Consider the following 26,994-nt stretch of genomic DNA (forward strand, 5'->3'; position numbering starts at 1 on the left):
AAACCTGACTCAGGACTAACTAAACGACGCTTAACTCCCGCTCAGAAAATACGGTTTTAGCGACAAACATGCCATTAAGTGCAGCAGGAAAGCCAGCATAAACCGACATTTGCAATATCACCTCAACAATTTCCTGCGGCGTACAACCGACATTCAATGCGCCATTAATATGTACGTTTAACTGTGGCTGGCAATGCCCTAGCGCCGTGAGTGCGGCAACTGTCACTAGCTCCCGCGTCTTAAGGTCGAGCCCTTCACGCTGATAAATATCCCCAAAAGGATATTCAATAATGTACTTGCCTAAGTCAGGGCAAATATCGGCAAGACTGCGGATGACTTTCTCCCCCGCCTCACCGTCGATTTCAGTCAGTTTAGCGAGGCCCTGCACATATCTTTGATTACTCATTTTTAGCTCCTGCTGGATTAAATCACAGCAAGCAGCCTAAACCTTAGAGTTAACTCTAAGTCAATGGTTCATTGATGCATGACACAGGCAATGCGGATCAGTAAGACTGCCCCTCTACTTAACTCGCTGGCTAGAGGCACAAGCAAGCAAATAGAAAAGTAAATAATATTAGCTTTTTAGCATTTAACCACAAATGTTAGCGACTGAGCTTAGCCACTAAAAATGAGTTTGGTAATAGTGAATTTTTTGCTTAAGAGCAGCCAAATGCTCCTGCTCTTGGCGAATACGCTCAGCCAATTGTGTTGCATGTTGCTCGAGCAACTGCTGTCGCTGGCCAGCGGTTACATCGCCTTGGGCACGCAGCTCGGCATAGGTCAATATCTGCTTTAACGGCATGCCCGTTTCTTTTAAGCGATTGATAAACCCAATCCATTCCGCTTCTTTCGCCGCATAATCACGATGCCCGCTGCCATTTCGCACAACAGACTGCAGTAGGCCAATTTTCTCGTAATACCTGAGCGTATGCGCCGACAGTCCAGTGAGTGCAGCAAACTGACCTATGTTCATAGTCTAACGATCCGCAGGATGGTTAACACCATCATTCGTGGGAACATTTTCGAGATCGAATGGGTTAACCCCTTCGAGGCAACCAATGTTGTAACCATACTCATGGGGATTGGAACGCCGCTGGTGATGGGTGTAAATACCGCAGATAGCGCAGAAGTAGTGTTTGGCAGTTTTGGTATTGAATTCATAGAGTTTCAGCACATCCTCACCCTTGAGGATCTTAATCCCCGCCAGCGGCACAGAGCCAACCATTGCGCCCTTACGACGACAGATAGAGCAATCGCAACGGCGTGGATTTTCGATGCCATTAGGCAATGACAACTCCAATACCACGGCACCGCAATGGCAGGACGCTCTGTGTTTTGGCTGAATAAGAGTATTGCCCACTTGTTTAATCACACCCCACTCCTTGTTTCGCTCGATTCTATAAACCTAAATTCCCCAGCCGCTGCACCAACGCTCGCCATTGTTGCAATTGCGGCTCCTTAGCACTCATCACTGGCCCCAACATATTGGACTTAGCCCGCTTAAAACCACTAAAAACTAAGGTGGCGGTATCAAGCTGTTTCAGCGCGGGAGCGCCTTGAAACCACTTGTAATACCAAGGCGGCGTGTCCATAGTCATGATAATTCGCGAAGTTTTATGGCGCAGCAACTTAGCGGGTATCAATTTACCTTTCTCATATTGAAATGCAAATCCAGATAAAAATGTCCTATCGATTAAGCCTTTAAACTTAGCAGGAATACCGCCCCACCAAATCGGTGTGATAATCACCACATGCTCCGCCCACTGGATATTCGCTTGAAACGCTAGCAAATCGGCTTCGAGTGGCTGAGGTTGACGATAACCGTAGGTCAGATTCGGGTCAAAATTCAGCTCAGCTAGTTTGACGATTCTCACTGAGTGTTTATCTGCCGCCGCTTGGACATAGGTTTCAGCCAGATGCTCACAAAAACTCTGCGCCTTAGGATTACCACAGATCACTAAAATCTTTTTTGCCACGATGAAACGCCATAACAGTCAATGTGGCAAATAGCATAAACTCTGCCCCTAAGGGGAGAGTCAAGACCTAAGGTAACAGCTGCGACTCACAGGAGGTGAGCCCATCAATACAGGCATCTAACTGAGTGACTTTATGTTCTAACTCACTTATCTGGCGTAAAAAATCCGCTTTAATACCCAACAAAAAAGCCTGCACTGTGGCTAACTGAGCATGCTTATCGCCTTGTTCGAGTAAATCTTTTAGTTGGACAAGCTTAATACCGAGGGCTTTGGCCTCTTTGATCAGCAACAACAGCCTAATATCCGCCGCACTATAAATACGATAACGCCCCTGACGTGCGGGAGTGTCGATTAGCCCCCACTCCTCATACAAGCGAATCGCTTTTATCGACAGCCCTGTTTGCTTTGCCGCTTGTCCAATATACATAGCTCAACCTAACCCTTTAAAGACATTACTCATATCTGCATTGCTTGCCATTATCAGCCACAGTATCAGCTTAGGCCAAGACTTGTCGCAGCAATCTTATGCTGCTAGTCTGGCCGCTTAAACGAGCGTTTTAACTTGGGATTTTTATCATGGGATTTAAACAACAGTTGCAAGAAGGTGTACAAGAACAGGCAATGGAAAAGTTTTTCACCCAACACCCCATAGTCACAGAAATCCCCGTTGCATGGGGTGAAATGGATGCCCTACAACACGTAAATAATGTGGTGTATTTCCGCTATTTTGAAACGGCACGTATCGACTTTTTCAATCGCCTCTTCCCGCTAGATACCCTGTATAAATCCGGCATTGGCCCCGTAATCAGCGAAAATCAGGCTCGCTATAAACGCCCAGTGACTTTCCCCGATACTTTATTGGTAAGTGTCAGTATTAGCGATATTCACAACGATAGATTTACCATGCATTATCAGGCTTTTAGTAAACAGCAGCAGGCAGTAACGACGTTAGGTACTTCAGTCGCGGTGATGTTTAACTTTAAAACGGGCAAAAAAGCCGAGTTACCGGCAGAACTGCTGGCGATTCTCAAACAGCACGAAGTCGCTTAAGCTATTCAAATCGATAACGAATTGCCAGCACACTTTAGGCCATACCTTGAGGGAAGCATGTATGTCAGATAACGAAAATATCGAGATCGCCATTGAACATCAACAGGATAGACAGCGTTTTATTATCCCTGTCGACGGCTATGAAGCCGTATTGGAATACCGATTATCAGGCAAGGATATCGATTTCAGCCGCACCTTTGTCCCCAACGAACTGCGCGGTAAAGGCCTTGCCGAACGCTTAGTGCGCCACGGTTTAAAGTGGGCTAAAGGCCAAGACTTTACTATCCAAGCCAGCTGCTGGTATGTACAGAAATTTTTGAAAAGCTAGCAAAACTGATATAGAAACATCTTTGAATGGATACTTCATTAATATTAAAATAGTCATCACATATAAGCAGAGTTATAGGATATTTATAAAAAATGGATAGTAAGGCGCTAAAGGAAAATACTGAAAAAAATAATTTCAGAGAATACATGTCAGACTCAAATACACTGCTTAGTTTTATACTTACCTTACTGGCTGTTTTAGTGCCGACATTTAGAGGCTCAGACTTCTTAAGACAGCTATTTCAACTTAACGTTGATGGATTATTACTCTATCAAGCTATCTTTGCATTTTTAGCTCTCATATCAGCATTTTCAATTCTTTTTATCGTCAACAGACTTGTTTCCAAAGTAAAAGATCGAAAAACATGGAGAAAATATGGATATTACACATTTGTTTTTTTGATGTTGGGAGCTTTGTCCTTAAGCCTAAGAGAATTTTATGCTCCATCATCGTCGCTAAGCAGTTACTTTCTTGAAAAAGAAGAACGTATTAGCTATAGCATGGTACAAGTAGAAGCTGGATTAGAAATAGAGCTAGATTATTGTTCAAGATCTGGCTCTCAAGTGATATGTAGTCTGTTTGTAAGAAATGTTTCAGACGAAGATCTAGAAATTGGCGGAGTTAATAACACTAGGATTTATGATCAAGAAAACACTAGAGCTGAGCTAGAAAGAGTACATATAGCAAATGAGTTTATTAGATCATCAAGAAGTATTCCTTTGACAAAAAAATCAGCTACATCACTAAAGCTATTTTTCAAATATCCTACAGAATCAAATCCAGTCATGATAAAAAAGTTAAATTTCAAGTTAGATTATTCTGATGGTACAAGAATTATAGCATTTAGAAATATAGCTATAACTAGCGGTATTTAATCTGAAATATAAACATAAATAGATGAGCGCAATAACAGTTGCGCTCATCTACTTGGGATAATGTTAACTTTCACTAAATCCAATAAACAGGGTAATGGCGCTTGGGATCGGTGGAGAGGTTATTGACCACCAGCGCGACCAGTAAGAGTAATACTGAGCCGAGGAACACTGGCATTAACGCGTAAAGAAAGCCGAGTTGATGCACGTTTTCACCGCCAATCACGGCAATCAATGCCGTTGCGCCGCCCGGAGGATGAAGAGTACGAGTCAGGTACATGAATGCGATAGACAGGGATACCGCTAAGGCGCTCGCCAGCACCACATAATCGCCACACACTTGGTACACTGCGACCCCAATTAAGGCCGATAACACACTGCCACCAATCAAGTTACGCGGCTGAGAAAACTCCGCCAGCGGTGCACCGTACACTAGCACTGCCGACGCGCCGAACGAGCCAATGACAAACATAGTGTCGACGAGGTTTTCACTCATATAATTTGCGAGACTCGCGACCAAGTAAATGCCACAGAAAGCCCCAACCCATGACCACACAATCTTTTTAAGTGGCTGTCTTGGTGGACAAATGTCCTTCGATCGCATGCGGGTAAAATAGAATCTCATGGTTAATCCGAACCGATAAAAATTAAGCGATACAGACAAGTGATCTGCATCACAGTTAGCGGGTCGACAAATTAACCCTTCAGCAGCGCAATTGCAATTACGCTGACCGAAAGAGTAAGCAGACTAAGCACTTTCACCATTCAGATTAGCGAGCATTTCGCGGATATCTTCAGGAATCGGGCGGCTTTTTTCACTGCTGTAATCGTAGTGCACTAAGGTAGTTTTTACTTCGGCGGTCTTGTTGCCCGCTTGCCAACAGGTTTGGGTCAGCTCGAAGCTGCTATTACCGATACGGCTGACATAGGTTTTTACTGTGACACTCTTGCCATAGTAAGTCGGCGCGATAAATGCCACGGTAAACCCCGCCACGATTAAGTTCCACTGATGTAAATCCAACTCAGGATTAAAAATTTCAAAGATTGGCGTGCGCGCCGCTTCGCACCATACGGGGATCACAGTGTTGTTGATATGACCTAGGCCGTCGGTTTCAGTAAATCTTGGATTGATTTCGAGACTGTATTCTGTGGCTGACATGCAAACTTCCTTTTTATTATTTTATGAATGGAAGAGCGTGGTGATTAACGTAATTAAACCAACCACCAAACTCATCCATTATCCTAAGCCAAACAGGTTCTAGCCACTAGCCCAAACCTAGCATTTTAAAACTGACAACTCGCCGTTTCTGGGGTTTGCTTGCCGTTAGCATCGTACTTTTTAAGGCATCCAGCCTTACCCATATCATACATTTTCTCGTATTCTAACTTGCCATTTTTATAAGACTTATACACTCCATGAGTTTTTGGGTTCTCTAAGTGATAAATCTTACGGCCCTTAGTGATATGTGAGTAATCGGCAAAACCCGGCTCTTCGGAATAGATGACACCGTTAATGTAGCGCTTGTGGATCACATGCTGTTCATCGATACGCAGCATTTCATTCGCTATCTTGCCATTCATGTCGTAACACACTTTATCCACGGCATAATTGCTATCGAGGTCTTCAATACAACTCACGGCACCATTATCAAAGTACTCGCGCTGTATACCGCAGCGCGCAATGGCGTTATCCCAGAAATAAGGTTCACCGTTCCAGGTTTCGCCTTCTTGCTGGCAGTAGTTCCACAGGCTTCTTAATTGCCCATTGGGATAGAAACTGTAATGGGGGCCAGAGACACGGTTATTCACTTGGTGACCATATCGGGAGAGTGAGTAACCACCATCAGTGGAATAACTGATACTTGGGCCGTATTCCTTACCCGCTTTGTACGTTTTTAAATTTAATAAACGGCCATTGGAATCAAACTGATATTCTTTATCTACAGCGCCATTGGTGTAATAAGCCAATTTATACAAGGAGCCGCTGCTATGATATTCGCGCTGCTCACCGTTTTTTATCGATGAAATTTCTTCATTTTTACCATTAATCACCCCTTCACAATCATCTGAGTAGGGATTCTCACGCATAATACATTCATCGTGCGAAGGCTTAATCGTCACCGCTTCATTGAATTTATAACTCGTTAGTTCAGTCAGCTCACCGTTCTGGGGATTAAAGCGCATTTGCTGGCCATCCAACTCTCCTTGGCGGTAGTTAGCGATATCCACCACGACATTCGGACTTGAATACCAAATACTCTGACCATTAAGGCGACCCTGCTCATAATGGCGGGTATTAAACATCAGATTATTTTTGTCGAATGATTTAGACTCTCCTTGACGTAAGCCATTGACATAGCTCACTTCGGTACGAGTCCCATCTTCGGCTTTAAATACCCAAGGGCCAGTGCGTTTTCCTGCAAGATAGGCACCTTCACCAACTTGATCACGGAAATGTCCGCTCGTCACTTTATCGACCCAAGGACCTTGTTTGACACCCTTTTGATATTGGCCTTTGCTGCCATCAGCCTCAAGCCACTCGCCATCTTTTACGCCATTAAGATAAATACCTTTTGCCACTAATCGCTTATCGCCTTCTGCACTGGAGTCATAATCGGGCTCATAGACTTCGTAGGGGCCGTCGAGCACATCCTGATTGTAATGGGCAAAACCAAAGTTATCGGCCTCATCGAACATCGACTGTGCAATCCATTTACCTTGCTTTTTACCGTCAAGATATTCGCCTTCCCAATAAATGGCTTGGTTCTCTGTCTCCATCCACTTACCGACTTTTTTGCCCTGTTTGTAGTTACCAGAGTAAACCACGCTACCATTGCGACCATCGTAGGCTGCATACGGGCCATCGAGCACACCTTGGGCATAATGACTTTCACTGGCAAGCCCTGCCCAAGTGCTCCCCATGCCCATACTCATAAAATCATAGGATGGGCCTGTTTTAGGGATCACGGCACCACCACTTTTAAGCCAATCAAAGTCATCGGCCTCAAAGGCCACGCTCACCAATACAAAACTACCGTCTTCTTCACTATAACCACTGCGATCAAAGGTGGTCACTAAGCTATATTGACGCTCAATCCCTTGGGCATCTTTATCTTTACGAGTCAGTGGATAACGTAATTTATATTCGACGGCTGTCTTCACATCGACGGGTGAACCTTCGGAATTACGATAACCCACTAAGGTCGGCTTGAGCTTAGTAGAACCATCGACAATCGCTTTAATGGCGGGATCTTCAATCGCGTCAACATCATAGGTCATACGGTATTGTTGCGGCGGAATTTGGCTTAACACTTTACGAACGCTACCCACGGTAAACGAGGTTAAGGTTGGTGCGACGTCATCGAGCACAACCTGTAGACGGGGGAGTTTTGTGAGATCATCCCCTTCAAAACCATAGCCCCGTAAATGCTGACCATCGGCATCTTTCAGCATGACAACCACTTCTTTGGTGCCACCTTTATCAAAATCGAGGTAAAAAACCGCAACCACTTCAGCAGAACCATAATCATCAAGACGCACGCCGGGCGCATCGCCATAGAGCATTTCGCCCCACACTTTATGATCTTTTTGATAGAAATTGAGCCATTGCCCGTTAGGTAAGTCCACTGGGCCATGGACGATTTTGTCGTAATCCTCAGCGTCAGCTGCAGGAATGACAGTTAAAGAAGATAACAACACCGCACTCACTGCAGCGAATAAACTACGAATCGAAAGTTCCATTTAACTACACCTTTTATACCGACGCCTCGCGCCTCATGCGCACCAGTAAACGGGGCGAATTTTAAGCGAAGAAAAGCACTTCAGGAAGTAGTAGATAAAAAAAAGGCCGCTTCTGCGGCCTTTAGCAACAACAAGTTAACAATTAGTTGTTGTACATAGCATTTATTTCATGGGCATATTTATGGTAAATCATCTTGCGGCGCAGCTTGAGCGTTGGGGTGATTAAACCCGCTTCCATCGAAAACGCTTCAGGCAACAGAGTGAACTTTTTAATCTGTTCAAAACCGGCCAACTCATGCTGTAACTGCTTTAAGCGTTGCTCAAAATGCTCAACCACATGACTATGGCGCAGCAATTCTAAAGGTGACTCATACTTCAGCCCTTTGTCCTTCGCCCACGCTTCCAGTGACTCAAACGCTGGCACAATCAAAGCGGTCACATAATTACGCGCATCGGCAATAATCGCCACTTGCTCGATAAAAGGACAACAGCCAACGGCGCCCTCAACCCTTTGCGGCGCGATATATTTACCGTTGGAGGTCTTCATCAATTCTTTAATACGATCGGTAATAAATAAATTGCCGTTCGCATCGAAACGCCCTGCATCACCGGTTTTTAACCAACCATCTTCAAACGCAGCGGCGGTATCTTCAGGACGATTGTAATAGCCCCGCATCACAGTCGCGCCGCGGACTAAAATCTCATCGTCCTTACCTAGCTTAATTTCGGTTTCCAGCAAAGGTTGTCCATTGGAACCCGGCACTCGATTACCTAAGGTATTGCAGGTCACAGTCGCGTTAGTTTCTGTCATACCGTACCCACAAAGTACTGGAATATTAATCGCATGGAAGAAACTACCGACATTCACATCTAAGGCTGCGCCACCGCAAGGCATAAACTTCAAACGGCCACCGAGCACGGCTTGCAGCTTGCTATACACCAGCTTGTGCGCCAAACGCCATTGCAGCGACAACCACAATCCGCCCTTAGCACGACCTTGGCCTACTTCGAACTGACGTTGGCCAACGCGCATCGCCCAAGCAAACAACTTCTTACGACCGTCGGCTGATTTGGCGACTTTATCTTGTACGGCGCTATACACTTTTTCGAGGAAACGCGGCACCACACACAAGGTATGTGGACGCACGGCGCTAATCGCCTCTTTCACTCTTTGGGTATTTTGCAGATAGACGTTATGACCGCCACGGCACAAGACGTAGAAACTCCAACTGCGCTCAAATACATGGCTCAATGGCAAAAATGCCAAAGACACATCGCCAGAATGGAAGGCCAGTTTTTGATCGTGCTGGCGTATGGTAGACGCCATATTACGGTAATCCAGCATCACGCCCTTAGGATCGCCCGTCGTGCCGGAGGTATAAATTAAGGTCAGTAAATCATCGAGATTTGCAGCGTGTAAACGCTGATGAAGCTCGGCTTCTTGCTCAATGTTTAACTGAGTGTCACCCGCCAATAGGGTATCTAGATGCCAATGCTGATTGGCCTTATCGGCAGCGAGTGTCACGCTGGCATCGAATACAATCACATGCTCTAGGCTTGGGCATAAGGCTTGCAACTCACACGCCATGGCGTATTGCTTAGCATCGTCGACAAAAATCACTTTAGCGGTGGCGTCGTTAACGATAAAGCTAGCCTGTTCGACGGTACTGGTGGGATAAATTGGCACCACAACGGCGCGAGTTTTGAGAGTGCCGACATCGGCACAAGTCCACTGCGGGCAGTTTTGCGCCAGAATAACGCAACGGTCTTGCACTTGTACGCCAAGTTCGATCAACACTTGTGCAATTTTACTGCTGATTTGGTCGAAGGCTTGCCAACTCACCTGATACCAAGGAGCGGCCATTTCAAAACCTTCCAGCGCTACTGCGTCTTTTAAAGACTCGCTCTGCTGCTGTAATAGTCGAATAACATGATATTGATCGAGAGACATAAGAGACTCACCTTTTTAGCTTACAAGTGTACCGCTTTTGCAGCATTCTACCTGAAGGCCAAATAAAAACTAAGAGTTTTTGCTCTAATGTTGTGCAAATGTCGCCCAAATCACGCTGTAAATAGGCTTTAGCGGCGTACCACTCTTAGTTTCACTTACTTGTCAGGGCGAACAAAATTTAATCTCAGAACGTCAACATGACCTCATAACATCGCCCTTCCAGAGGGTTCTCTTGCCCCAAATCAGCACCGCTTGCCCCAGCAGTATTAAGAGTAGATCCCATAGCAACCAATTAGTTAAATTGCCGCCATCACGTAAAGAGGTAAGGCTGATAGACACCCACAGGGAATGCCCCGCGACGACCATCATAGTGAGCGTGATATGCAAAACTCGGCGACACATACAGCCAAAACCTAACGTCAAGGCGCAGGCCCAGTAAGTGCTGAGCACCAGATGACCCACTAACTGCATATTCAGATCACCATTGAGCCAGCCCAACAGCAGACTACACGCCAGCATAATGCCGACGACCACATTCAGGAGTCTTTGCTGTCCAAGGCAAAATGCCGCTATGAATCCTTTTCGACCATCAAACCCTGGCATCAACAATAAGGTTTCTGTCGAGCGCGAGCGTTGCACTCGGCTCCAATGCACCAGCGAACAACTAATCACACTGAACTGCGCCAAAAACAATAATACAGGGATATTCAAATGAAATTGATGCGACAACAGCCCAAGCACTAAGCAGACTACGGGCAATAGCAGCAGTAAAATCGTCAACATAGGGCCAATAAAAAAATTGGTGGGATGCAAATAACGCTCGAAGCGACTCAAGATACGCATGGATTGCAGATTCGGCAGCCAAAACCACCCCATTTCGAGACCATTGAGATATACCGTCCTCGCCTCAGCGCGCCAAGGTAAAATACGGCATGCACGCGCAATCAGCATACCTAAAATCAGCAGGGCAATCGCACTTAGCCAAAGAGGAATGTGCTCTGCAATCAATGGGATAAATGGCATTAAGACAAAAAGTAAAAACGAAGCATAAAACCACTGAGTGCTGAGTAAACAAAGCCAAATAAAAGTTAAACTCATCACCAAAGCCAGCACTAAGCTCGCTAGGCTAGCCGTCAAACCTAAAGCCAAACAGAACAAGACTCCTATGCCAAAAACGCTGACTAAAACAGTGACACTTTGAATGTAGATATGGCGACGATAATGGGGAATTAACTGTGCACATTCATTCGCCATCAGACGTATGAGTTGCCATGCAACCGCCGCCGAGCTTGAGATAATCCCCATAGAAAACAACAGTTCAGCACTGTCATTTTTACCATAAACCGCGGCGATACAAGCTAAGATCACCCCCAGTATAGCCGTACCTAAAAAGCTCACACTGCCGATATCAAAACACCAAAAGCGCAGCATGCCCTTGAAAGGATTCATTCGTTGACTCGTTATTTTGCCCTTCGCGACTTGTATCTGCTTATGGTGCGCCGCACTCATCTGTGTAGCTCCATAAACAGTTGCTCCAAGTTTAAAGCTTCATTCTTTAACACGCCTGATATTGACGCGCTGTGCTCACCTAGATCCACCAGCACCGAATCGCCAACACGGTTCAGCACAGTAATTGACTCGGGCAAAACCGTTTCGGGCACGAGTGTTAACAAACGCACTTCTTCACGCAGGGCATCGATTTCCTTAAACAGCACTAACTCACCCTGTTTAATCAATGCCACATGGCTGGCAACTCGCTCTAAATCAGAGGTGATATGGGATGAAAACAGCACGGCAGAGCCAGATTCGAGGGCAAGATCGAACAAATCGACCATAAACTTGCGCCGGACTATAGGGTCGAGGCTGGCAACGGGTTCATCGAGGATTAACAACTCAGGGCGATAGGCCATCGCCATAATTAACGCTAATGATTGCCTTTGCCCAACCGATAAACGTTGCACCTGTTGGGTCACATCTAACTCGAAACGTACCAACCAATCTTGCTCTAATTGCATGTCCCAATTGGGATAAAAGCTGCGGTGTAAATCGAGGGCGCGTTCAATGGTAAAACCTTCATAACCAAAAGGTTGCTGCGGTACATAACCTAAACGCTCCTTTGCCTTTGAGGTTAAATTTTCGGGCGTTTCACCTAAGGTAACAATACTGCCAGAATCCGGTGTGAGCACACCCAAGGCACAGCGCATTAGGGTTGATTTACCCGCCCCATTTTGCCCCAATAACCCCACCACCATACCCGCCGACAAAGTTAACGATAAATCCTTAAGCGCCCACTTTTCACCTGCGCCTTTACCGCGAAAGACTTTATTCACTCGGTTAAATTCAAGTATTGGCGTGCGCTCTTGGCCCATCGAATTTCATCCTTTTTATGCTATTTATCGGTACATTACTTTCTAATCTTGCCAGCGCTCATTTAGCAGTTGCAGCAACTCGGGCAAGCTGACACCTAACTGCTTTGCCTGCGACAACAGGGCATAGATCTGGGGTTCGAGCAGGCTAATACCCGATGCCATAGTCTCAGTTCGCAAGGCAACTTTTGTCGCTTGGCCACGGCGGCGTTCGAGCCAACCTTGGTCAACCAACTGTTGAATAGCGCGGGAAACTGTCATGGGATTTACCGCTAAATGCTCGGCAATCTGGCGCACTGAGGGTAATACGTCTTCCACTTGCAGTTGACCGCCCACAATTAAACGCACGACTTGTTCGTGTAATTGTTTGTAAATGGGTTCACCACTGCTGGGGTTGACATTTAAAAGTTCTAACATTAGCCTTTACACACTGTATTAATACATTGATACACCGATACACTGGTATTTAAATTAACACACTCGTCCTGAAATGCAAAAAGGAAAGCGCGCATGATACATAGCATGACACACAGGAAGTTAAGCAACACAGTTCAACGCCTTGTGCCAACTCAGCCACGGCATGGTGCCACATGGCGCACGCGTACTTTGAGAATGAGCGCCCTCATACTGGCAATGGCAAGTACGGCGACGTGGGCGAGTGATGTGAAAAGCCAAGAGACACAAGCGACGGCAGATATCGCTAATAAGATCGACACTTGTTATGTGGAAGGCGTATCCGATCGCCTAAACTGCGGTTTTGTGACTGTGCCAGAAAACCCTAACAAACCCGATGGCAAACAGATCCAAGTGCATTACGTTGTTTTGCCTGCGGTGAAAAATGCCAACCATGAAGAAGCCTTGCTGGCGATTGCAGGCGGCCCAGGACAATCGGCCATAGAGAACGCGGCAGGTTTCGATGCCATGCTGAGCAAAGTTCGCCAACAGCGGGATATTTTACTGATCGATCAAAGGGGCACTGGCCGTTCGAATGTACTGGCCTGCGATGAAGGAGCTCAATCTCCACTGTCCTTCGATGACGATAATGTCGATACCTTAGCCGAAACGCAAAAATGCTTAGCCAAAATTGATGCCGACGTGACTCAATACGGCAGCCTCAATGCGATTAAAGACTTCGAAGCCGTACGTGCGCACTTAGGCTATAAAAAACTGCATATTTACGGCATCTCCTACGGCACTCGCATGGCGCAACTTTACATGCGTTTATATCCAGAGCACTTAGCCACAGTGACCTTAGACGGCATAGTGCCCATGCAGCAAAGCGTATTAGAAATTGGCTCGGCAATTGATCGTGGCTTCGACTTATTGTTTAAGGATTGCCAAGCAACCGCCGCCTGTAACAGTCAATTCCCCGAGTTAAAAGCGGACTTTGAGCGAATCGACGCTAAGCTCGCCACAGGCCCTGTGATGGAAAACGTTTACGATCCCGTCACGGGCGAAAAAACCATGTTAACCATGACGCGCGGTAAATTCTCTGGCTCGATCCGTATGGCACTCTATCAAGCCAATGTGCGCGCCCTCTTGCCCCATGCGATTCATCAAGCATCGAAAAACAACTTCCAACCCATACTCGGCCTATATGCCCTCACTATCGACAATGCTGGCATGGCGATGGGCATGCACGCATCTGTGGTCTGTGGCGAAGATATGCACCGCATTACCCCAACCATGCGCGAGCAGGCCAAAAAATCCTTTATGGGCAGAACCATGCTCGAAGGCTTAGAGGCGACTTGTTCAGTATGGAAAGTCCCCGCGGTCGATGACAGTTTTAGCGAACCCATTAACAGCAACATTCCGACCTTGTTGTTATCCGGCGAAATCGACCCCGCCACCCCACCAAGCTGGGGCGAGTTAGCCATGGAAAAACTCACCAATGCCAAACACTTTGTCGCTCCTTATGCGACCCACGGTGTGGCCTATCAATCCTGCGCCAATAACCTGATTGCCGATCTCGTTCGCTCGGGCTCAGTCAACGATCTCAACGGCGAATGTTTGAACAAAGATGTGCGCCGCAGCTTTTATTTAAATGCCAGCTCGGTAGAACCGCTTAATGCGACCAGCACAAAAACCACGACAACAGATGATCACGCCAGCACTGGAGCTAAGGAATAAGCCATGATTAAAGTATCCCATCTTTCCAAGCGCATCGGTGACGTGCAGGCGCTGAATGACTTAAGTTTCGTCGCACAAAACGGCCAAATCACAGGACTACTCGGCCCGAACGGGGCAGGTAAAACCACCTGTTTACGCACGATTTTTGGCCTGCTGAAACCCGATAACGGCAAGGCTGAAATCGAAGGCATAGATGTCGCCATCGACCCTATTGGCGCTAAACAGCAACTCGGGCTATTCCCCGACCCTTTTGGTCTGTACGAACGCTTAACACCACGGGAATACATTCGCTATTTTGCCGAGCTAAGCGGCCTATCATCCAAGGAGGCCAAGGAAGCCACCAGCCAAGTGATTGCGAAATTGCGCCTCGAGGACATTAGCGATCGCCGCTGCAAAGGCTTTTCCCAAGGACAAAGAATGAAAACCGCTCTCGCACAGGCAATCGTCCACAGCCCGAGCAATATTATCCTCGACGAGCCGACCCGTGGGCTGGATGTGATGAGCACTCGCCTACTGCGTGACATTCTTATCGATCTTAAAAATCAAGGACATTGCGTGCTGTTCTCGAGCCATGTGATGCAGGAAGTCGCCGCGCTGTGTGACCAAGTGATCGTTATGGCCCAAGGCAGAGTCGTCGCCATTGGCAGCCCAACAGAGCTTTGCATTCAAACAGGCAAAGACTCGCTCGAAGAAGCCTTTATTCAACTTATCGGCACGGATGAAGGGATAGCGGCATGATGACTCAAACTAACAAGAATGCAGGCAGCATCAATGATGTACAAGCTCAGATAGATAAGATCATGGATAAGGGAATGACAGCATGAATAAAATAATCGCTATGGTTCGTAAAGAACTCATCGATGCCGCCCGCGATAAGCGCTCTGTGATGGCGGGTCTCTACTACGCCATAGGCACGCCGCTGATCATGTGCGGCCTATTTATGGTGTTAATTGGCCAATTAACCAGCCCCGATGATTTGAAAATCACCATTAAAAATCCCGATAAAGCACCGGATTTAGTAAGATTTTTATCGAATAAAGGCATCACTCAAGGCGCAGCCGATGGCTCTGACGCCAAAGACCTTAAAGCAATAGAACTGATCATCAGCACCGACTATGCCGCGCAGATGAACCAAGGCAAAAGCGCCGAAATCACTATCGTGGCCGATAACTCTGAGGAGAAACTGCAGAACTCGATTCGCAGACTCGAGAAGCAACTGCAGGCCTACAGCGCTGAAATGGGCAGTTTACGTTTAATCGCCCGCGGTATCGACCCGCGCGTGGTGCAGCCACTCAAGGTGAATGTGCAAGACAAAGCCACCACAGACTCTAAGGGTGGGATGATCTTAGGTATCGCTATTTTTACTATGATTTACTCGGTATTTATCTCGGGGATGAACCTAGCTATCGACACCAGTGCCGGTGAGCGCGAACGTAACTCCTTGGCCCTGCTACTGAGCCATCCGCTGACCACTCGCCAATTAGTACTGTCAAAAATTATTGCGGTGAGCTTGTTCGCTCTGCTCGGTTTAGTGCTGATTTTGCTGGTATCTAAAGTCGCCTACGCCTTTGTGCCATGGCAGGAATTAGGCTTTAGCGTCAACATCACCACAGAATTTATGCTGCTGATGTTAGTGGTCGGCATCCCCGTCGCGTTAATGGCCGCTTGTCTGCAACTTTTTGTGTCTTTTATGGCGAAAACCTTTAAGGAAGCTCAGTCCTATCTGACTATGGTGCTGTTTGTGCCCTTAGCCCTGTCGATGGCCGCCAGTTACAACATAGCGCCAGATATGCTGCAGTGGTTGCCCGTCTCGGGTCAGCAACAGGCATTAATGGACTTTATCAAAGGTAAAGACTTGCCCATGTTGCAGTTACTGGTTTCGACCTTAGGCACACTCGCCATTGCGGTATTGCTCGCCTTTGGCATGGAAAGGTCGCTCAAGAGTGAAAAAGTAATCTTCGGTTTGTAAGGTAAATCGATTGCTCAACTTGGCGGCGATCACCAAATCGTCTCCAAGTTGAAAACCTCAATAACTACGGGAGTTTGTTATGGAAAACGAATATGTCTTAATGGTGATTATGGTCACCTTCATCATAGGAATGAGTGCTACTGAGATGCTTAAGCACTATCTAAAAGCGCGCCAATTTGGAGTAGGCGCCGCAGACGATAGCCATCTTAAGGATAAAGTGACTCAACTCAGCCTACAAAACCAAGCACTGATCGAGCGAGTACAAGTACTTGAAAAAATCGTGACAGAGCCAGAGTACGAGCTAAAGCAACAGATTAATCAGTTATGAGCCCTAAACGAACAAAACAATAAGGCCACTGAATTTCAGTGGCCTTATTGTTTTACAAGCTAGATAGAAGCTTACTTAGCCTTAGGCCTGAATGCTTTGATAACCGACTCATTGCACTCTAAATACGGGCCTTCCATCAAGTCGATACAGTAAGGAATGGCGGGGAACACGGCATCTAAACATTCGCGAATCGATTTTGGCTTGCCGGGTAAATTCACAATCAAAGAATCGCCACGCAAACCTGCGGTTTGGCGCGATAAAATGGCAGTGGGGACAAATTTCAATGACTCGGCGCGCATCAACTCGCCAAAGCCTGGCATCATGCGATCGCAGACGGCTTCAGTGGCTTCTGGGGTAACATCGCGTTTCGCTGGGCCAGTGCCGCCGGTAGTGACAATCAAGCAGCAATCCTGCTCGTCAGCCATTTTGATCAGCGTCGCTTCAATCACATCCTGCTCATCGGGGATCACTTGATAAATCGGCTCCCACTCGCTGGTGAGGTAGTCGTTGAGTGTGTCGATAATCGCCTTGCCTGAGATATCTTCATAAATCCCCGCGCTGGCGCGATCGCTTACCGTCACAATACCGATTTTTGCTTTGCTCATAGGAAATCCCCAGTGATGTTGAAATGAAACATGCCGAAATAAAAAATATCGACATCAAGCATGGAAGAAGCCGCTACAGCTTCGACCTTAAGCCGCAGCTAAAATAGCATAAATGCTCAGGAAAAGGGGCGACTAAAACGTGATGGGGTTCGCGCTATGCTATTGAAAAATGGCAAGCGGAAAATCTAAAAGACAAAAAATCCAAGGCAAACTCATCAGGCCCACCTTGGATTTTATCGTTAATGCAGTAAGGATTAGCTGACCTGCGCCAACGTAGGTAAGGAGGGAAACGCGCCCTTTTGCCCGCAGGTAATTGCGCCACAGCGTGTTGCAAACACTACCGCCGCCTCTAAGTGCGCTTTGCTTTCGAGCCTTTGTTTCAAGGTCAAATTGCCTAAATCGTATTGCAGATCTAAGCCTAAGGCGAACAGAAAACCTGAGATAAAACTGTCACCTGCAGCCGTGGTATCGACGGCAGAAATTTTGGGGACAGGTACGCTAAACCTTTGCAACGCTGTGATGCATTGCACTGGGTTGGCGCCATCGGTAACCAAAATCACCTCAACCCCTTGGGCGAGGCAAAACTGCAAATAGTCTTCAAAGCCCTTATCCCGCGCCAGCGCTAAATAGTCCGCTTCTTCACGGCTCATTTTCAGCACTTGGGTGTAACGGAAACACTGCTCAACCCGCTCGGCCAGCAAGGACAAGTCTTGCCACAGGGATAAACGCAGGTTCACATCAAAGCTCACTAAGGTCGCGAACGCATTGGCACAACGCGCGCCATAAAGGCTAGTGTTAAAGATGGCGGTTTCGGTAAAGGTATTCGAGCAAAGGTGAAAGATATCAATCCCCTGCCATGGGATATTGTCAAAATGCTGATTGCTGTAACGCATATCGGCTGTGCCATTTCGGTTGAACTCAAAGGTACGTTCACCCTGTTCATCTAAATTCACCAGCACAGTCGCGGTAGCGGCGCCCGGCACTTCGGCCAAATAATCGGTCGCCACCCCCTGATCCGCTAAGGCTTGCTTTAACATAACGCCATAATGGTCGGCGCTGATGCCACCGGCAAAATAACTCTTACCGCCGAGTTTAGCGTAACCCACGGCCACATTGGCGGGCGCGCCACCCGCAATCGGCTGATGATGCTTGCCCGTGGCATCGGTTGGCAGCAAGTCTACTAACACCTCACCGAAACTGAGTAATACCGTCATTTTCACTCCAACTTTGTTTTCTATATTCTGTATTCTGTAGCAGGCAAAAAGCCCACTTCCATGGGCTGTTTTGGGCTTAACATTTTTTCTGTAAAAACAGTTTCTGTAGCAAGATCCGCTTAGAACTCGTATTTCAGCGTCGCACTTGTGGTGCGGCCATTAATGGTACGGGCACGGATGATATTGTTATCAGGGATTGAGCCTTCTTCCGCTTCAGTAATACCTGTGACATTAAACAAGTTGTTGACGTTTAAAGACACACTCATAGCTTCGGTCAGATTGTAAGTTGCAAAGGCATTTACTTGGTTGTAGCCGTCGAAACTTAAGTCGTTATTATCTTGAGCATAAGAATCCGTGGTACCGATTAAGTTAACGCCCACTGAACCTTGGTCAAAGTTGTAACGGCCCATCAAAGAGTAGATAAAGTCAGCCTGTCTTCTTGGGGTATTACCCACCACTTCTGGCGTCAATGCATCTTTAGCAATCTCAGCATCGGTCCAGGTTAGGTTGCCTCTAAAATCGAAGTCACCGATGAAATAGGCCGACTCGATTTCGATACCTTTGGCTTTGTACTTACGGTCGAAGAAACGTTGGCTTGTGGCTTCAAAGTTTTGCTCTTCGGTTTCTGAGTAGAACGCCGTCGCGAACACAGACAGATCATCGTAACGGTACTTAACACCTAACTCATACTGGTCAACGATATCAACCGCATCTTCCTTCGCCACTGAACCATCGGCACGCACCTTACCAAATAACAGACGGTCGGCATTGGCGCGGCCACCGTGGCTCAAGCGACCAAAGGCGGCTAAGTCACTGGAAAATTGATAGTTAGCACCTAATGAGTAAGAGGTGTAGCTCCAATCGTAATTCACTGGCTGAGGGTTCGCATTATCGATAGAAGACACGCTCTGCTCAGGGATTGAAATCACTCCATCGAGATTCATATCCACTTGCGATTGCACGCTACCCGCGTAGTTACCGCTGGCATCACCACTGTCATAACGCACACTGGCATCGAGCGACAAGTCACCAAAACTCGAGGCTAACGCGAGATAAGGCGCTTTAATGCTGTAGTCGGTATCGTAATTACGTTGGCAACAATTTCCCCAGTAAGGTACGCCGTAACCATAGAGGCCATTGTCAGAATAGGCAGTGCCATCGGCGGCAACCACATCTAATAGCGCTGCATTATCGCCTTTGACTTCCATCAGATAAGAGTTCCACATCCAACTCATGCCGATGTTTTGGGTGGCATTGTAATAGCCTAAGGTCACGCTGGTATCGTCGAAGGTTTTAGTCAATTTAAAATCGTTTACGATTGAGCCAAAGTCATTCATCTGCACATCAAAGGTATTGATACGCATGGCTAAACCGTCCATCTGACTACCCGCATTAGGTCCATTGGCGTAAATCAACTTAGCGCCAGTGCCAGCAATACTGGTGGCAATGTCGCTACCGTTGGCCACTTCGGCTGGGAATGGCGCGATGAAGTTGCCGCTCACATCGGAGAAACGGAAACGGTTTTCGACCTGCCAATCGTTACCTAAATCGAAGGAGGCTTCTAAGCCGACAGAATTAACTACAGGATTCATGCCATCGCGCATATCGCCACGGCGACGTTCTCCGTCGGCACCTAAGCTCAAGGTTGACTGGAAATACGCGGATTGAATCGCATCGGATTTAGCATCAAAACCTGGGATTGAACTGCCATCTGAGTACATAGGCATAGGTAAGTAACCAATGCTTTTATCATCTAAATGTTTGAAATACAGACGAACATAGCCTTTATCAAATTCTTTGGTTAAGTTGGCTTTGATCTGGCCGCCTTTGTTGGCGTTATAGCCAGCGTCGCGTGGGCCTTCACCGGTGCGCACAAAACCACCCACATGGAAACGCAGGCTGTCGTTGATGCTAGTGCCGTATTCAAAGTCGGTACGGAAGGTATCGTAATCCAGCCCTAAGGTGGTAGCCACACTGCCCGAATCCGAAGTACCCGTTTTACTGATTACGTTGATAATGCCACCGGGCGCATTACTGGCCGCAGTCGATGCCGAGCCACCACGGATAGATTCAATGGTTTGCACTGTTGAATCTAAGCGTAAAAAGATGTCTGCGTTACCGAAGGCGATATCGCCAAACTGCAGGATTGGCAAACCATCTTCTTGAATTTGCAGGAACTTAGCACCACCAGACGCCACAGGTAAACCACGCACGGCAATGTTAGCGTTACCTTCACCACCAGTAGACTCCACCTTCATCCCCGGAATAATACGGAATGCTTCGGCCGATGAACGTGGCGAGCTCACTTCCAGCTCAGCCAGTGACACGCTGCTGACTGACACACTCGAGTCCATAACACGAGTGCCGCGGGCAACCCCAGTCACGGTAATTCTTTCTAAACCTAACGCGTCTTTCTTGGCTTCTTCCTGTTGTGGTGCGTCGGCAGCCCAAAGGTGAGAACTCACCAACACGGCCAATGTACTTAACAAGAATTTCTGTGATGTGCTTTTTATCATTTTTATGTCCCCACCCATATTTGAGATGCAGCCCTATCTCCCCATGGCTGCCTCTACCGAATTGTGATTAATCGAAGAACCATCTTAGTGATTGCTCAAGGTCATATTGAACTTAACCCCGAACCAACTTAATCGATTAAGTTAACAAGTTAGCAACTTAACAACAAAAAGCAAGTGCGTTTTTTGCACAGTTTTGGTTCGCACTCTAGGTGCACTAGGTCAAAGTATTGATTAATTAAAGAAATGTGACAGAAAAATATTTCCTGTCACAGTCCAAATTAGTGCGCTTCAACCGTTAACAAATGGCGGGCAGGATCTTTAACGAGATTAAATCCGCTGAGGAGGCATAACAAAAGGGCAAAACCAGTGGCAAGGTAGAAGCCATATTTAACATGGCCGAAGATATCGCCCACGAACCCCATCAACAAGGGGCCAACGGCGGCGGACACGGCAGTAAAAAACAAAATCACCCCAGCCACAGAGCCATGCTGATCTACGGGAAAACAGCTAATCCCCTTAGAATTGAGCGTGGGGTACATCATGGACATAAACAGCCCAGACAAGGGTAGTAAGATGACCGCAGCCTCAATACCGTAGATCATAGACCCAAGATAACAAGCACTTATCGCAAAGCTAAACCAGAACATCACTTGCTGCCAAGGGAAGCGATCGAGCACCCAGCCCCCTAAAAAGCGCCCACCCGCACGCAGGGTAAAAAAGATCGTCAGGGCATAAGCGGCCAATGTGGTGTAATCGCCTTGATAACTTTGCAGCAAGGTCGGCATCCACACATAAATCGCCACTTCGGTGGCAACATATAAACCTATCGCGAGTGAAAACCCTAATGCATAAGGGTTTTTCATCATCTTAAAGGTGCTGGCAAGGTTAATCGCATCCGTCGAGGAACGTTTGATTTGCGGATAATCAGCCCGATAAGCTAACCAACACAGCACTAAACAGAAGCAACCCGCCCCAAAATACAGATACTTCCAAGAGACGCCGCTGATCAGTAAATAACTAACAATGGCTGGCCCTATCATAGCGCCGACACCAAAGTAGCCCTCTACCGTATTCATAGTGCTCGAATGCTGTTTTGAGGAAGTCGAGATATCGCCGATAAGCCCGAGTGCGCCGGTTTTAAAGACGCCAATCGCCGTGCCGACAAAGGCGAGCAGGAACAAGAAATAGTAAAACGATTCCCCCAGCGCGAACATGAAACAGGCGAGCGCGAATAACAATAACCCCAATAGAATGGTTAACTTACGCCCAATCTTGTCCGCCAAGAAGCCTAAAAATAGTCCACTTATCGCGATAAAAATCATCGGCATATAATGGAAAGCACTGGCCTGCGACATGGACAAACCAAACTGGGATATCAACTCTGGAATAATGACACCCACGGCATCTGAGGTCATAGCGAACATGAAAAACATTAAATATGTGAGTACCCTAATACGGGTGTGATTGCGGTTATCGCAACCTTTTGAATCACTTACCATACCATTTCACCTTATCGTTATTATACCTACTCGCTCTCAGCTGCTCAGTGACAGCATGCTGAAAGGGTTTCGGCTTTTGTGTACAGCAGTGAGCCAGCCTCCCCCAAAACTTGAGACTAACTCAAAAATCCAACAAACCACTTGAATAATGTTTCAGATTGGTTAAATATACAACTTAATCGATTAAGTTTAGTTGTGCAATCAATTAAAGGATTGCCATAAACCTTTACTCTAAAAAGACAACTCAAGCGTGGGCAAAGTATGAAAAACCAAGTGCAACTGATCACCTATGTCGACAGAATTACGAATGCAGGGCTCAAGGAGCTCAAAGCACTGCTCGATGACGAGCTGCAAGGTCTATTCGGCGGCGTACATCTTTTGCCTTTCTATTTTCCCATTGACGGCAGCGATGCAGGCTTCGATCCGATAGACCATGTGCAAGTCGATTCACGCTTAGGCAATTGGGATGACGTTAAACGCATTGGTGATGATTACGACATCATGGCCGACCTTATCGTTAACCACATGTCCGCCGAGTCGCCCGAATTTAAAGACGTACTCAAGCACGGCAAACAATCGGCTTACTGGGATTTATTTTTAACCAAAGACAAGGTATTCCCTGAGGGGTTAAGCGAGCAAGATCAAGCCGCTATCTATCGTCCACGTCCGGGAAGTTGCTTCAGCACTTACACCTTAGCCGATGGCTCGACCGAAGAGTTTTGGACTACCTTTACCCGCAATCAAATCGATATCGACGTTCATTCCGCCGCGGGTAAAGACTATTTAAACCGAGTACTGGCGCGTTTCGACCACAGTAAAGTGAATCTGATCCGTTTAGATGCTGCGGGTTATGCGATTAAAAAGCCCGGCACTAGCTGCTTTATGATTGAAGAGTCCTTCGAGTTCGTGGATAAGTTAGCTAAGCAAGCCAATGCGTTAGGCATGACAACGCTGGCCGAAATTCATTCGCACCACATGACTCAGGTCGAGATCGCCAAGCGGGTCGATATGGTGTACGACTTCGCCCTGCCACCACTCATCTTGCATACGCTGTTTAGCCAAGATTGCCAAGCCTTGACCCATTGGCTGGAAATGGCGCCGCGCAACTGCATTACCGTACTCGACACCCACGACGGCATCGGCATTATCGACGTCGGCCCTATGGATGGCTTGCGCGGATTATTGACCGAAAATCAAATCGATAATCTGGTTGAAACCATACATGGCAACAGTAAGGGCGAGAGTCTTCAAGCCACAGGCGCGGCCGCCAGTAACGTCGATTTATATCAAATCAACTGCACCTATTACGATGCACTCGGCCAGAATGACCTCGATTATTTGATGGCGCGGGCGATTCAGTTTTTCGCACCAGGGATTCCGCAGGTGTATTACGCGGGTCTGCTGGCAATCCCGAACGATATGGCGCTGCTCAACAACACCCATGTCGGTCGCGATATTAATCGTCCTTACTTGAACCGTGAAAAAGTGCAACAAGCGTTACAGAAAACTGTAGTTAAGGCGCTGACTCAACTGATTAAACTGCGTAATAGCAGCCCAGCCTTCGATGGCCGATTTACGATGGCATCAGCAGAACGCACGTTAACCTTATCTTGGACAGCGGCTGATTCGCAGGCAAGTCTCACCCTCGACTTTGCCAATAAAGATGGCCAAATCATCCTTTTAGATAAGCAAGGTAAAGAGACACAAGTGTCGTTATCAAAACTGTTGGCTCAAGCATAAGTTTACGTTCCTGTTCGGGCTTGAGCTTAGGTTTAAGTTCAAGCTAAGCGACATAGTTTTTAGATAGCAAAAAGGCGCATTGAATGCGCCTTTTTTAGTTAAAAGATGTAGCGATTAGCAGCTCTTACCGAGGCGTAATTCATAGCCCAAAACTTCCGCATGCACGGCATCACTGACAAACATTTGCGCCGCTTTTCGGCCCTTCTGCTCAGAGTATTGATAGACGGTCGTTAACGGCGGATTTGAACGTGTACCTTCATCTATGCCATCAAACCCGACTACTCGCACATCTTCGGGAACACTCAGTCCCATGGCCTGCGCCTCACCGAGCACACTCAAGGCGATTAAGTCACTCATACATAAAAATACATTCGGCCGCGGAGTCGAGTTCAGCGCTTCTTTTGCCGCTATCGCCGCATAGTCGGCATTGCTCTCGGGGATATTCCAAATGCGGTCCGGCCCCAGAACAACGCCCACTTCTTCAATCGCTTGCAAGTAACCCTGTAATCTTTGATGGGCAACAGAGGTATCGATTTCTAACAAATTTAAATCATACACGCGGCACGTTAAGTGGGTATCGAGCAAACGTAGCCCCAAAATGGCCACATTGTCAGCTGGCGACTGCAATGCCAGTTTTGCCACTTCATAGGCCGCTAACTTATTGTCTATGCTCACAGACGCATTGCGATGGATATCAAAATCGACCGTGACGACCTTTTTCTTTACCTGCTTTAACTGCTCGGCCAACAGGGCGTTGCGCGGGCGACCATAACAAATAAAACCATCCACAAAATCGGCTACCGCATTTACACTGTCTGAACTGCCCGAAAACAGCAGCAAATTGAGTTTTTCTTGCTCCAAGACAGAGGCTACGCCCTTCATAAATTTACTGGCGACGGGATCGGACACCATGTATTCCACGCTGTCCGACAGCACCAAGGCGACAGTATCGAACTTGCCCTTACGTAGGGATTGAGCCGCTTTATTTGGCCCGAAATATCCCAACTTAGTGCAAGCCGCTAAAATTTCATTACGACGTTTTTCCGATAATTGATCGGGGCGATTAAACGCATTAGACACAGTGGCATTAGAGACACCCAACTCGTTGGCTATGCTCTTTAGGGTCCAGTGTTTTGTTATTGTCATGCTTATGTCCTAGAATCGAATAAGGCCACAAAAATACGGCTCAGCGCAAATAGTACACGGCTTAAATGGGTCGTGCACCTGCAAATCTAGGCTTACTGCGCAGTTTCGCTATCATGATCTTTTAATGCCGTCGCAGGGGATAAAAAACCGACTATCGCGGCGCACAATGCCACACCCGCAGCGGCTATAAATCCATATTGGAAGGCGTGATGCACCACCTCTGTCGGCAGAGTTTTAATGGTGGCGATGCCAAGCTCTGAACCCTTGAGTGGCAGCAGACTATAAAGCAGCACACTAAATAACGCAGTGCCGATAGCGGCGCCCATAGAACGACATAGCGACACCATAGCCGTGATCTGGCTGAGTCGCGCCTTGCCCGACACGCTCTGCACCACGAGCTGCACACTCGGCATCACAGTCCCTAGCCCTATTCCGACCAATACACCTAAGCCGCCGATCACATTGGCATTGGGCGGAACAAAACTAATCAATAACAAGCCGATAAAAGCTAAGCTCATGCCAAAGGTCGGTAACCACTTAGGCGCCACATCTTTGCTTAACAGTCGGCCAGCTATTGTCGAGCCAGTGACAATACCGAAGGTCATAGGCAAGAGCAGCAAGCCGGTTTTGGCAGGATTAGTGTGTAAACCCACTTGCAGATAAATCGGCAGGAAGAAAATCATCGCAAACAAACAGGCCGCAAACAACGCCGCCGTCAACAGTGGCATATACACGGCCTTCTTCGCCAGTAAATCTAACGGCAGAAACGGGCTAGCCAATCGCCGCTCCCACAATAACAAGCCTAAAATGCCGAACACCACAAAAACGGCAAAGCCTAAGCTGGTCACAGAAAGCCAAGCAAACTCTTGCCCCGCCATAGATAACCAATACAACAGCGCGGTGATAATAGCCGGAAACAAGACCACGCCCACTAAATCAAACTTGCCTTGGCGAACGGGTTTAACGCTGCGCTTATGTAAGCCATTGAGCCGCCATACGGCCAGCATAGCCAGTGGAATATTCGCCCAAAACAGCCAATGCCACGAATAGGCATGCACCACAATACCGCCAATCACAGGGCCGCCAACACTCGCTAGGGTAAACATAGCGGCAAAATAGCCTTGGAAACGCGCCCGCTGCCGAATGGGCACTAACTCACCAATCAAGGATTGAGACAAACTCATCAAGCCGCCACCGCCCATGCCCTGCAAGATACGTCCGGCGATCATGTGATCCATAGTGCCTGCACTCGCCGAAACGATAGAGCCCAGTGCAAAAATCACTAAGGCGATCATCAGGATTTTCGCGCGACCGAAGTTATCTCCTAACCAGCCATAAATCGGCACAGAAGCGGCCATCGCCAGCATATAGCCGATAGTGATCCACGAGGCTTGGCGCAGACCGCCAAGATCTTCAACTATGGCTGGCGTCGCCGTTGCGAGTAAGGTCTGATCGACCGCCGCCAAAAACATGGGCAAGAATACTGCCGAGAAAATGGCGAGAAAAACAGAAGTCGGTAAGGGGTCACTCTGGGATAACGCAGGCTCTAAGGACATATTGTCT

General features: G+C 47.3%; 26 protein-coding genes. 8 read left to right on the forward strand and 18 right to left on the reverse strand.

Annotated elements, in window-relative coordinates; all coding sequences use genetic code 11:
- Window positions 1-19: 19 nt before the first annotated feature.
- The 5 genes from L5M29_RS18510 to L5M29_RS18530 form a co-directional block, all read right to left on the reverse strand.
- Window positions 20-406 carry a carboxymuconolactone decarboxylase family protein gene (locus L5M29_RS18510; protein WP_263142254.1) on the reverse strand — a complete coding sequence of 129 codons (387 nt, stop codon included), beginning with the start codon at window positions 404-406 and terminating at the stop codon, window positions 20-22.
- A 216-nt stretch (window positions 407-622) separates the two neighbouring features.
- Entirely contained in the window at window positions 623-973 is a 351-nt protein-coding gene (locus tag L5M29_RS18515; protein ID WP_263169376.1) for a MerR family transcriptional regulator, read from the reverse strand.
- 3 nt (window positions 974-976) lie between these two features.
- Window positions 977-1,372: a GFA family protein gene (locus L5M29_RS18520; protein WP_263169378.1), complete on the reverse strand. Its 396-nt coding sequence runs from the start codon at window positions 1,370-1,372 to the stop codon at window positions 977-979.
- A 25-nt stretch (window positions 1,373-1,397) separates the two neighbouring features.
- On the reverse strand, window positions 1,398-1,976 hold the full coding sequence (locus L5M29_RS18525; protein WP_168826866.1) for an NAD(P)H-dependent oxidoreductase: 579 nt from the start codon (window positions 1,974-1,976) through the stop codon (window positions 1,398-1,400).
- Window positions 1,977-2,043: 67 nt separating this feature from the next.
- On the reverse strand, window positions 2,044-2,403 hold the full coding sequence (locus tag L5M29_RS18530; RefSeq protein WP_105250930.1) for a MerR family transcriptional regulator: 360 nt from the start codon (window positions 2,401-2,403) through the stop codon (window positions 2,044-2,046).
- 194 nt (window positions 2,404-2,597) lie between these two features.
- Here L5M29_RS18530 and L5M29_RS18535 point away from each other — a divergent pair, with 194 nt between their 5' ends.
- From L5M29_RS18535 to L5M29_RS18545, 3 genes are all read left to right on the forward strand, one after another.
- On the forward strand, window positions 2,598-3,026 hold the full coding sequence (locus L5M29_RS18535) for an acyl-CoA thioesterase (RefSeq protein ID WP_263169408.1): 429 nt from the start codon (window positions 2,598-2,600) through the stop codon (window positions 3,024-3,026).
- A gap of 61 nt (window positions 3,027-3,087) precedes the next feature.
- Window positions 3,088-3,354, forward strand: a complete 267-nt coding sequence (locus tag L5M29_RS18540) for a GNAT family N-acetyltransferase (RefSeq protein WP_263169380.1) — start codon at window positions 3,088-3,090, stop codon at window positions 3,352-3,354.
- A 92-nt stretch (window positions 3,355-3,446) separates the two neighbouring features.
- Complete coding sequence (locus tag L5M29_RS18545) at window positions 3,447-4,229, forward strand: hypothetical protein (protein ID WP_105250928.1); 783 nt, start codon at window positions 3,447-3,449, stop codon at window positions 4,227-4,229.
- Window positions 4,230-4,302: 73 nt separating this feature from the next.
- Here the strand turns inward: L5M29_RS18545 and L5M29_RS18550 are convergent, their stop codons facing one another.
- The 7 genes from L5M29_RS18550 to L5M29_RS18580 all read right to left on the reverse strand — a co-directional run bounded on the left by L5M29_RS18550 (window position 4,303) and on the right by L5M29_RS18580 (window position 12,701).
- Window positions 4,303-4,851 (reverse strand): HPP family protein, encoded by a 549-nt coding sequence (locus tag L5M29_RS18550; RefSeq protein ID WP_131524567.1) that lies wholly within the window; start codon window positions 4,849-4,851, stop codon window positions 4,303-4,305.
- 123 nt (window positions 4,852-4,974) lie between these two features.
- A complete protein-coding gene (locus tag L5M29_RS18555; RefSeq protein ID WP_168826862.1) occupies window positions 4,975-5,385 on the reverse strand; it encodes an acyl-CoA thioesterase in 411 nt (136 codons plus the stop codon).
- A gap of 125 nt (window positions 5,386-5,510) precedes the next feature.
- Entirely contained in the window at window positions 5,511-7,967 is a 2,457-nt protein-coding gene (locus L5M29_RS18560; RefSeq protein WP_263169383.1) for a toxin-antitoxin system YwqK family antitoxin, read from the reverse strand.
- Window positions 7,968-8,109: 142 nt separating this feature from the next.
- Complete coding sequence (locus L5M29_RS18565; RefSeq protein WP_263169385.1) at window positions 8,110-9,918, reverse strand: AMP-dependent synthetase/ligase; 1,809 nt, start codon at window positions 9,916-9,918, stop codon at window positions 8,110-8,112.
- A gap of 192 nt (window positions 9,919-10,110) precedes the next feature.
- Window positions 10,111-11,427 carry an ABC transporter permease gene (locus L5M29_RS18570; RefSeq protein WP_263169387.1) on the reverse strand — a complete coding sequence of 439 codons (1,317 nt, stop codon included), beginning with the start codon at window positions 11,425-11,427 and terminating at the stop codon, window positions 10,111-10,113.
- On the reverse strand, window positions 11,424-12,287 hold the full coding sequence (locus tag L5M29_RS18575; RefSeq protein ID WP_263169388.1) for an ABC transporter ATP-binding protein: 864 nt from the start codon (window positions 12,285-12,287) through the stop codon (window positions 11,424-11,426). The genes L5M29_RS18570 and L5M29_RS18575 overlap by 4 nt, the downstream gene beginning before the upstream one ends.
- A 42-nt stretch (window positions 12,288-12,329) precedes the next feature.
- Window positions 12,330-12,701, reverse strand: coding sequence for a GntR family transcriptional regulator (locus L5M29_RS18580; protein ID WP_131524556.1), 372 nt, complete (start codon window positions 12,699-12,701; stop codon window positions 12,330-12,332).
- A gap of 93 nt (window positions 12,702-12,794) precedes the next feature.
- Here L5M29_RS18580 and L5M29_RS18585 point away from each other — a divergent pair, with 93 nt between their 5' ends.
- The 4 genes from L5M29_RS18585 (at window position 12,795) to L5M29_RS18600 (ending at window position 16,711) form a co-directional block, all read left to right on the forward strand.
- On the forward strand, window positions 12,795-14,414 hold the full coding sequence (locus L5M29_RS18585; RefSeq protein ID WP_263169391.1) for an alpha/beta hydrolase: 1,620 nt from the start codon (window positions 12,795-12,797) through the stop codon (window positions 14,412-14,414).
- Window positions 14,415-14,417: 3 nt separating this feature from the next.
- A complete protein-coding gene (locus tag L5M29_RS18590) occupies window positions 14,418-15,152 on the forward strand; it encodes an ATP-binding cassette domain-containing protein (protein ID WP_063881864.1) in 735 nt (244 codons plus the stop codon).
- Between the two features lie 82 nt (window positions 15,153-15,234).
- A complete protein-coding gene (locus tag L5M29_RS18595; protein ID WP_263169392.1) occupies window positions 15,235-16,383 on the forward strand; it encodes an ABC transporter permease in 1,149 nt (382 codons plus the stop codon).
- A gap of 79 nt (window positions 16,384-16,462) precedes the next feature.
- The gene (locus tag L5M29_RS18600; RefSeq protein ID WP_106648667.1) at window positions 16,463-16,711 is read left to right on the forward strand and encodes a hypothetical protein; all 249 of its coding nucleotides are present in this window, start codon (window positions 16,463-16,465) and stop codon (window positions 16,709-16,711) included.
- A gap of 71 nt (window positions 16,712-16,782) precedes the next feature.
- Here L5M29_RS18600 and mog read toward each other — a convergent pair whose 3' ends face one another.
- The 4 genes from mog to L5M29_RS18620 all read right to left on the reverse strand — a co-directional run bounded on the left by mog (window position 16,783) and on the right by L5M29_RS18620 (window position 22,545).
- The gene (mog, locus tag L5M29_RS18605; protein ID WP_105250920.1) at window positions 16,783-17,316 is read right to left on the reverse strand and encodes a molybdopterin adenylyltransferase; all 534 of its coding nucleotides are present in this window, start codon (window positions 17,314-17,316) and stop codon (window positions 16,783-16,785) included.
- Between the two features lie 254 nt (window positions 17,317-17,570).
- Entirely contained in the window at window positions 17,571-18,530 is a 960-nt protein-coding gene (locus L5M29_RS18610) for a carbohydrate kinase family protein (RefSeq protein ID WP_263169394.1), read from the reverse strand.
- Between the two features lie 119 nt (window positions 18,531-18,649).
- A complete protein-coding gene (locus tag L5M29_RS18615; protein WP_263169395.1) occupies window positions 18,650-21,046 on the reverse strand; it encodes a TonB-dependent receptor domain-containing protein in 2,397 nt (798 codons plus the stop codon).
- A gap of 278 nt (window positions 21,047-21,324) precedes the next feature.
- The gene (locus L5M29_RS18620) at window positions 21,325-22,545 is read right to left on the reverse strand and encodes an MFS transporter (RefSeq protein ID WP_263169396.1); all 1,221 of its coding nucleotides are present in this window, start codon (window positions 22,543-22,545) and stop codon (window positions 21,325-21,327) included.
- A gap of 261 nt (window positions 22,546-22,806) precedes the next feature.
- On the opposite strand from L5M29_RS18620, the gene gtfA reads away from it, so the two are divergent.
- Entirely contained in the window at window positions 22,807-24,285 is a 1,479-nt protein-coding gene (gene gtfA, locus L5M29_RS18625) for a sucrose phosphorylase (protein ID WP_263169398.1), read from the forward strand.
- A 114-nt stretch (window positions 24,286-24,399) separates the two neighbouring features.
- On the opposite strand, the gene L5M29_RS18630 is transcribed toward gtfA, so the two are convergent.
- Window positions 24,400-25,431 (reverse strand): LacI family DNA-binding transcriptional regulator, encoded by a 1,032-nt coding sequence (locus tag L5M29_RS18630; protein ID WP_131524537.1) that lies wholly within the window; start codon window positions 25,429-25,431, stop codon window positions 24,400-24,402.
- Between the two features lie 92 nt (window positions 25,432-25,523).
- On the reverse strand, window positions 25,524-26,987 hold the full coding sequence (locus L5M29_RS18635; RefSeq protein WP_263169400.1) for an MFS transporter: 1,464 nt from the start codon (window positions 26,985-26,987) through the stop codon (window positions 25,524-25,526).
- Window positions 26,988-26,994: the final 7 nt, after the last annotated feature.

It is taken from the genome of Shewanella sp. SM95 (genome assembly GCF_025653595.1).
GTDB classification, from domain to species: Bacteria; Pseudomonadota; Gammaproteobacteria; order Enterobacterales; family Shewanellaceae; genus Shewanella; species Shewanella oncorhynchi.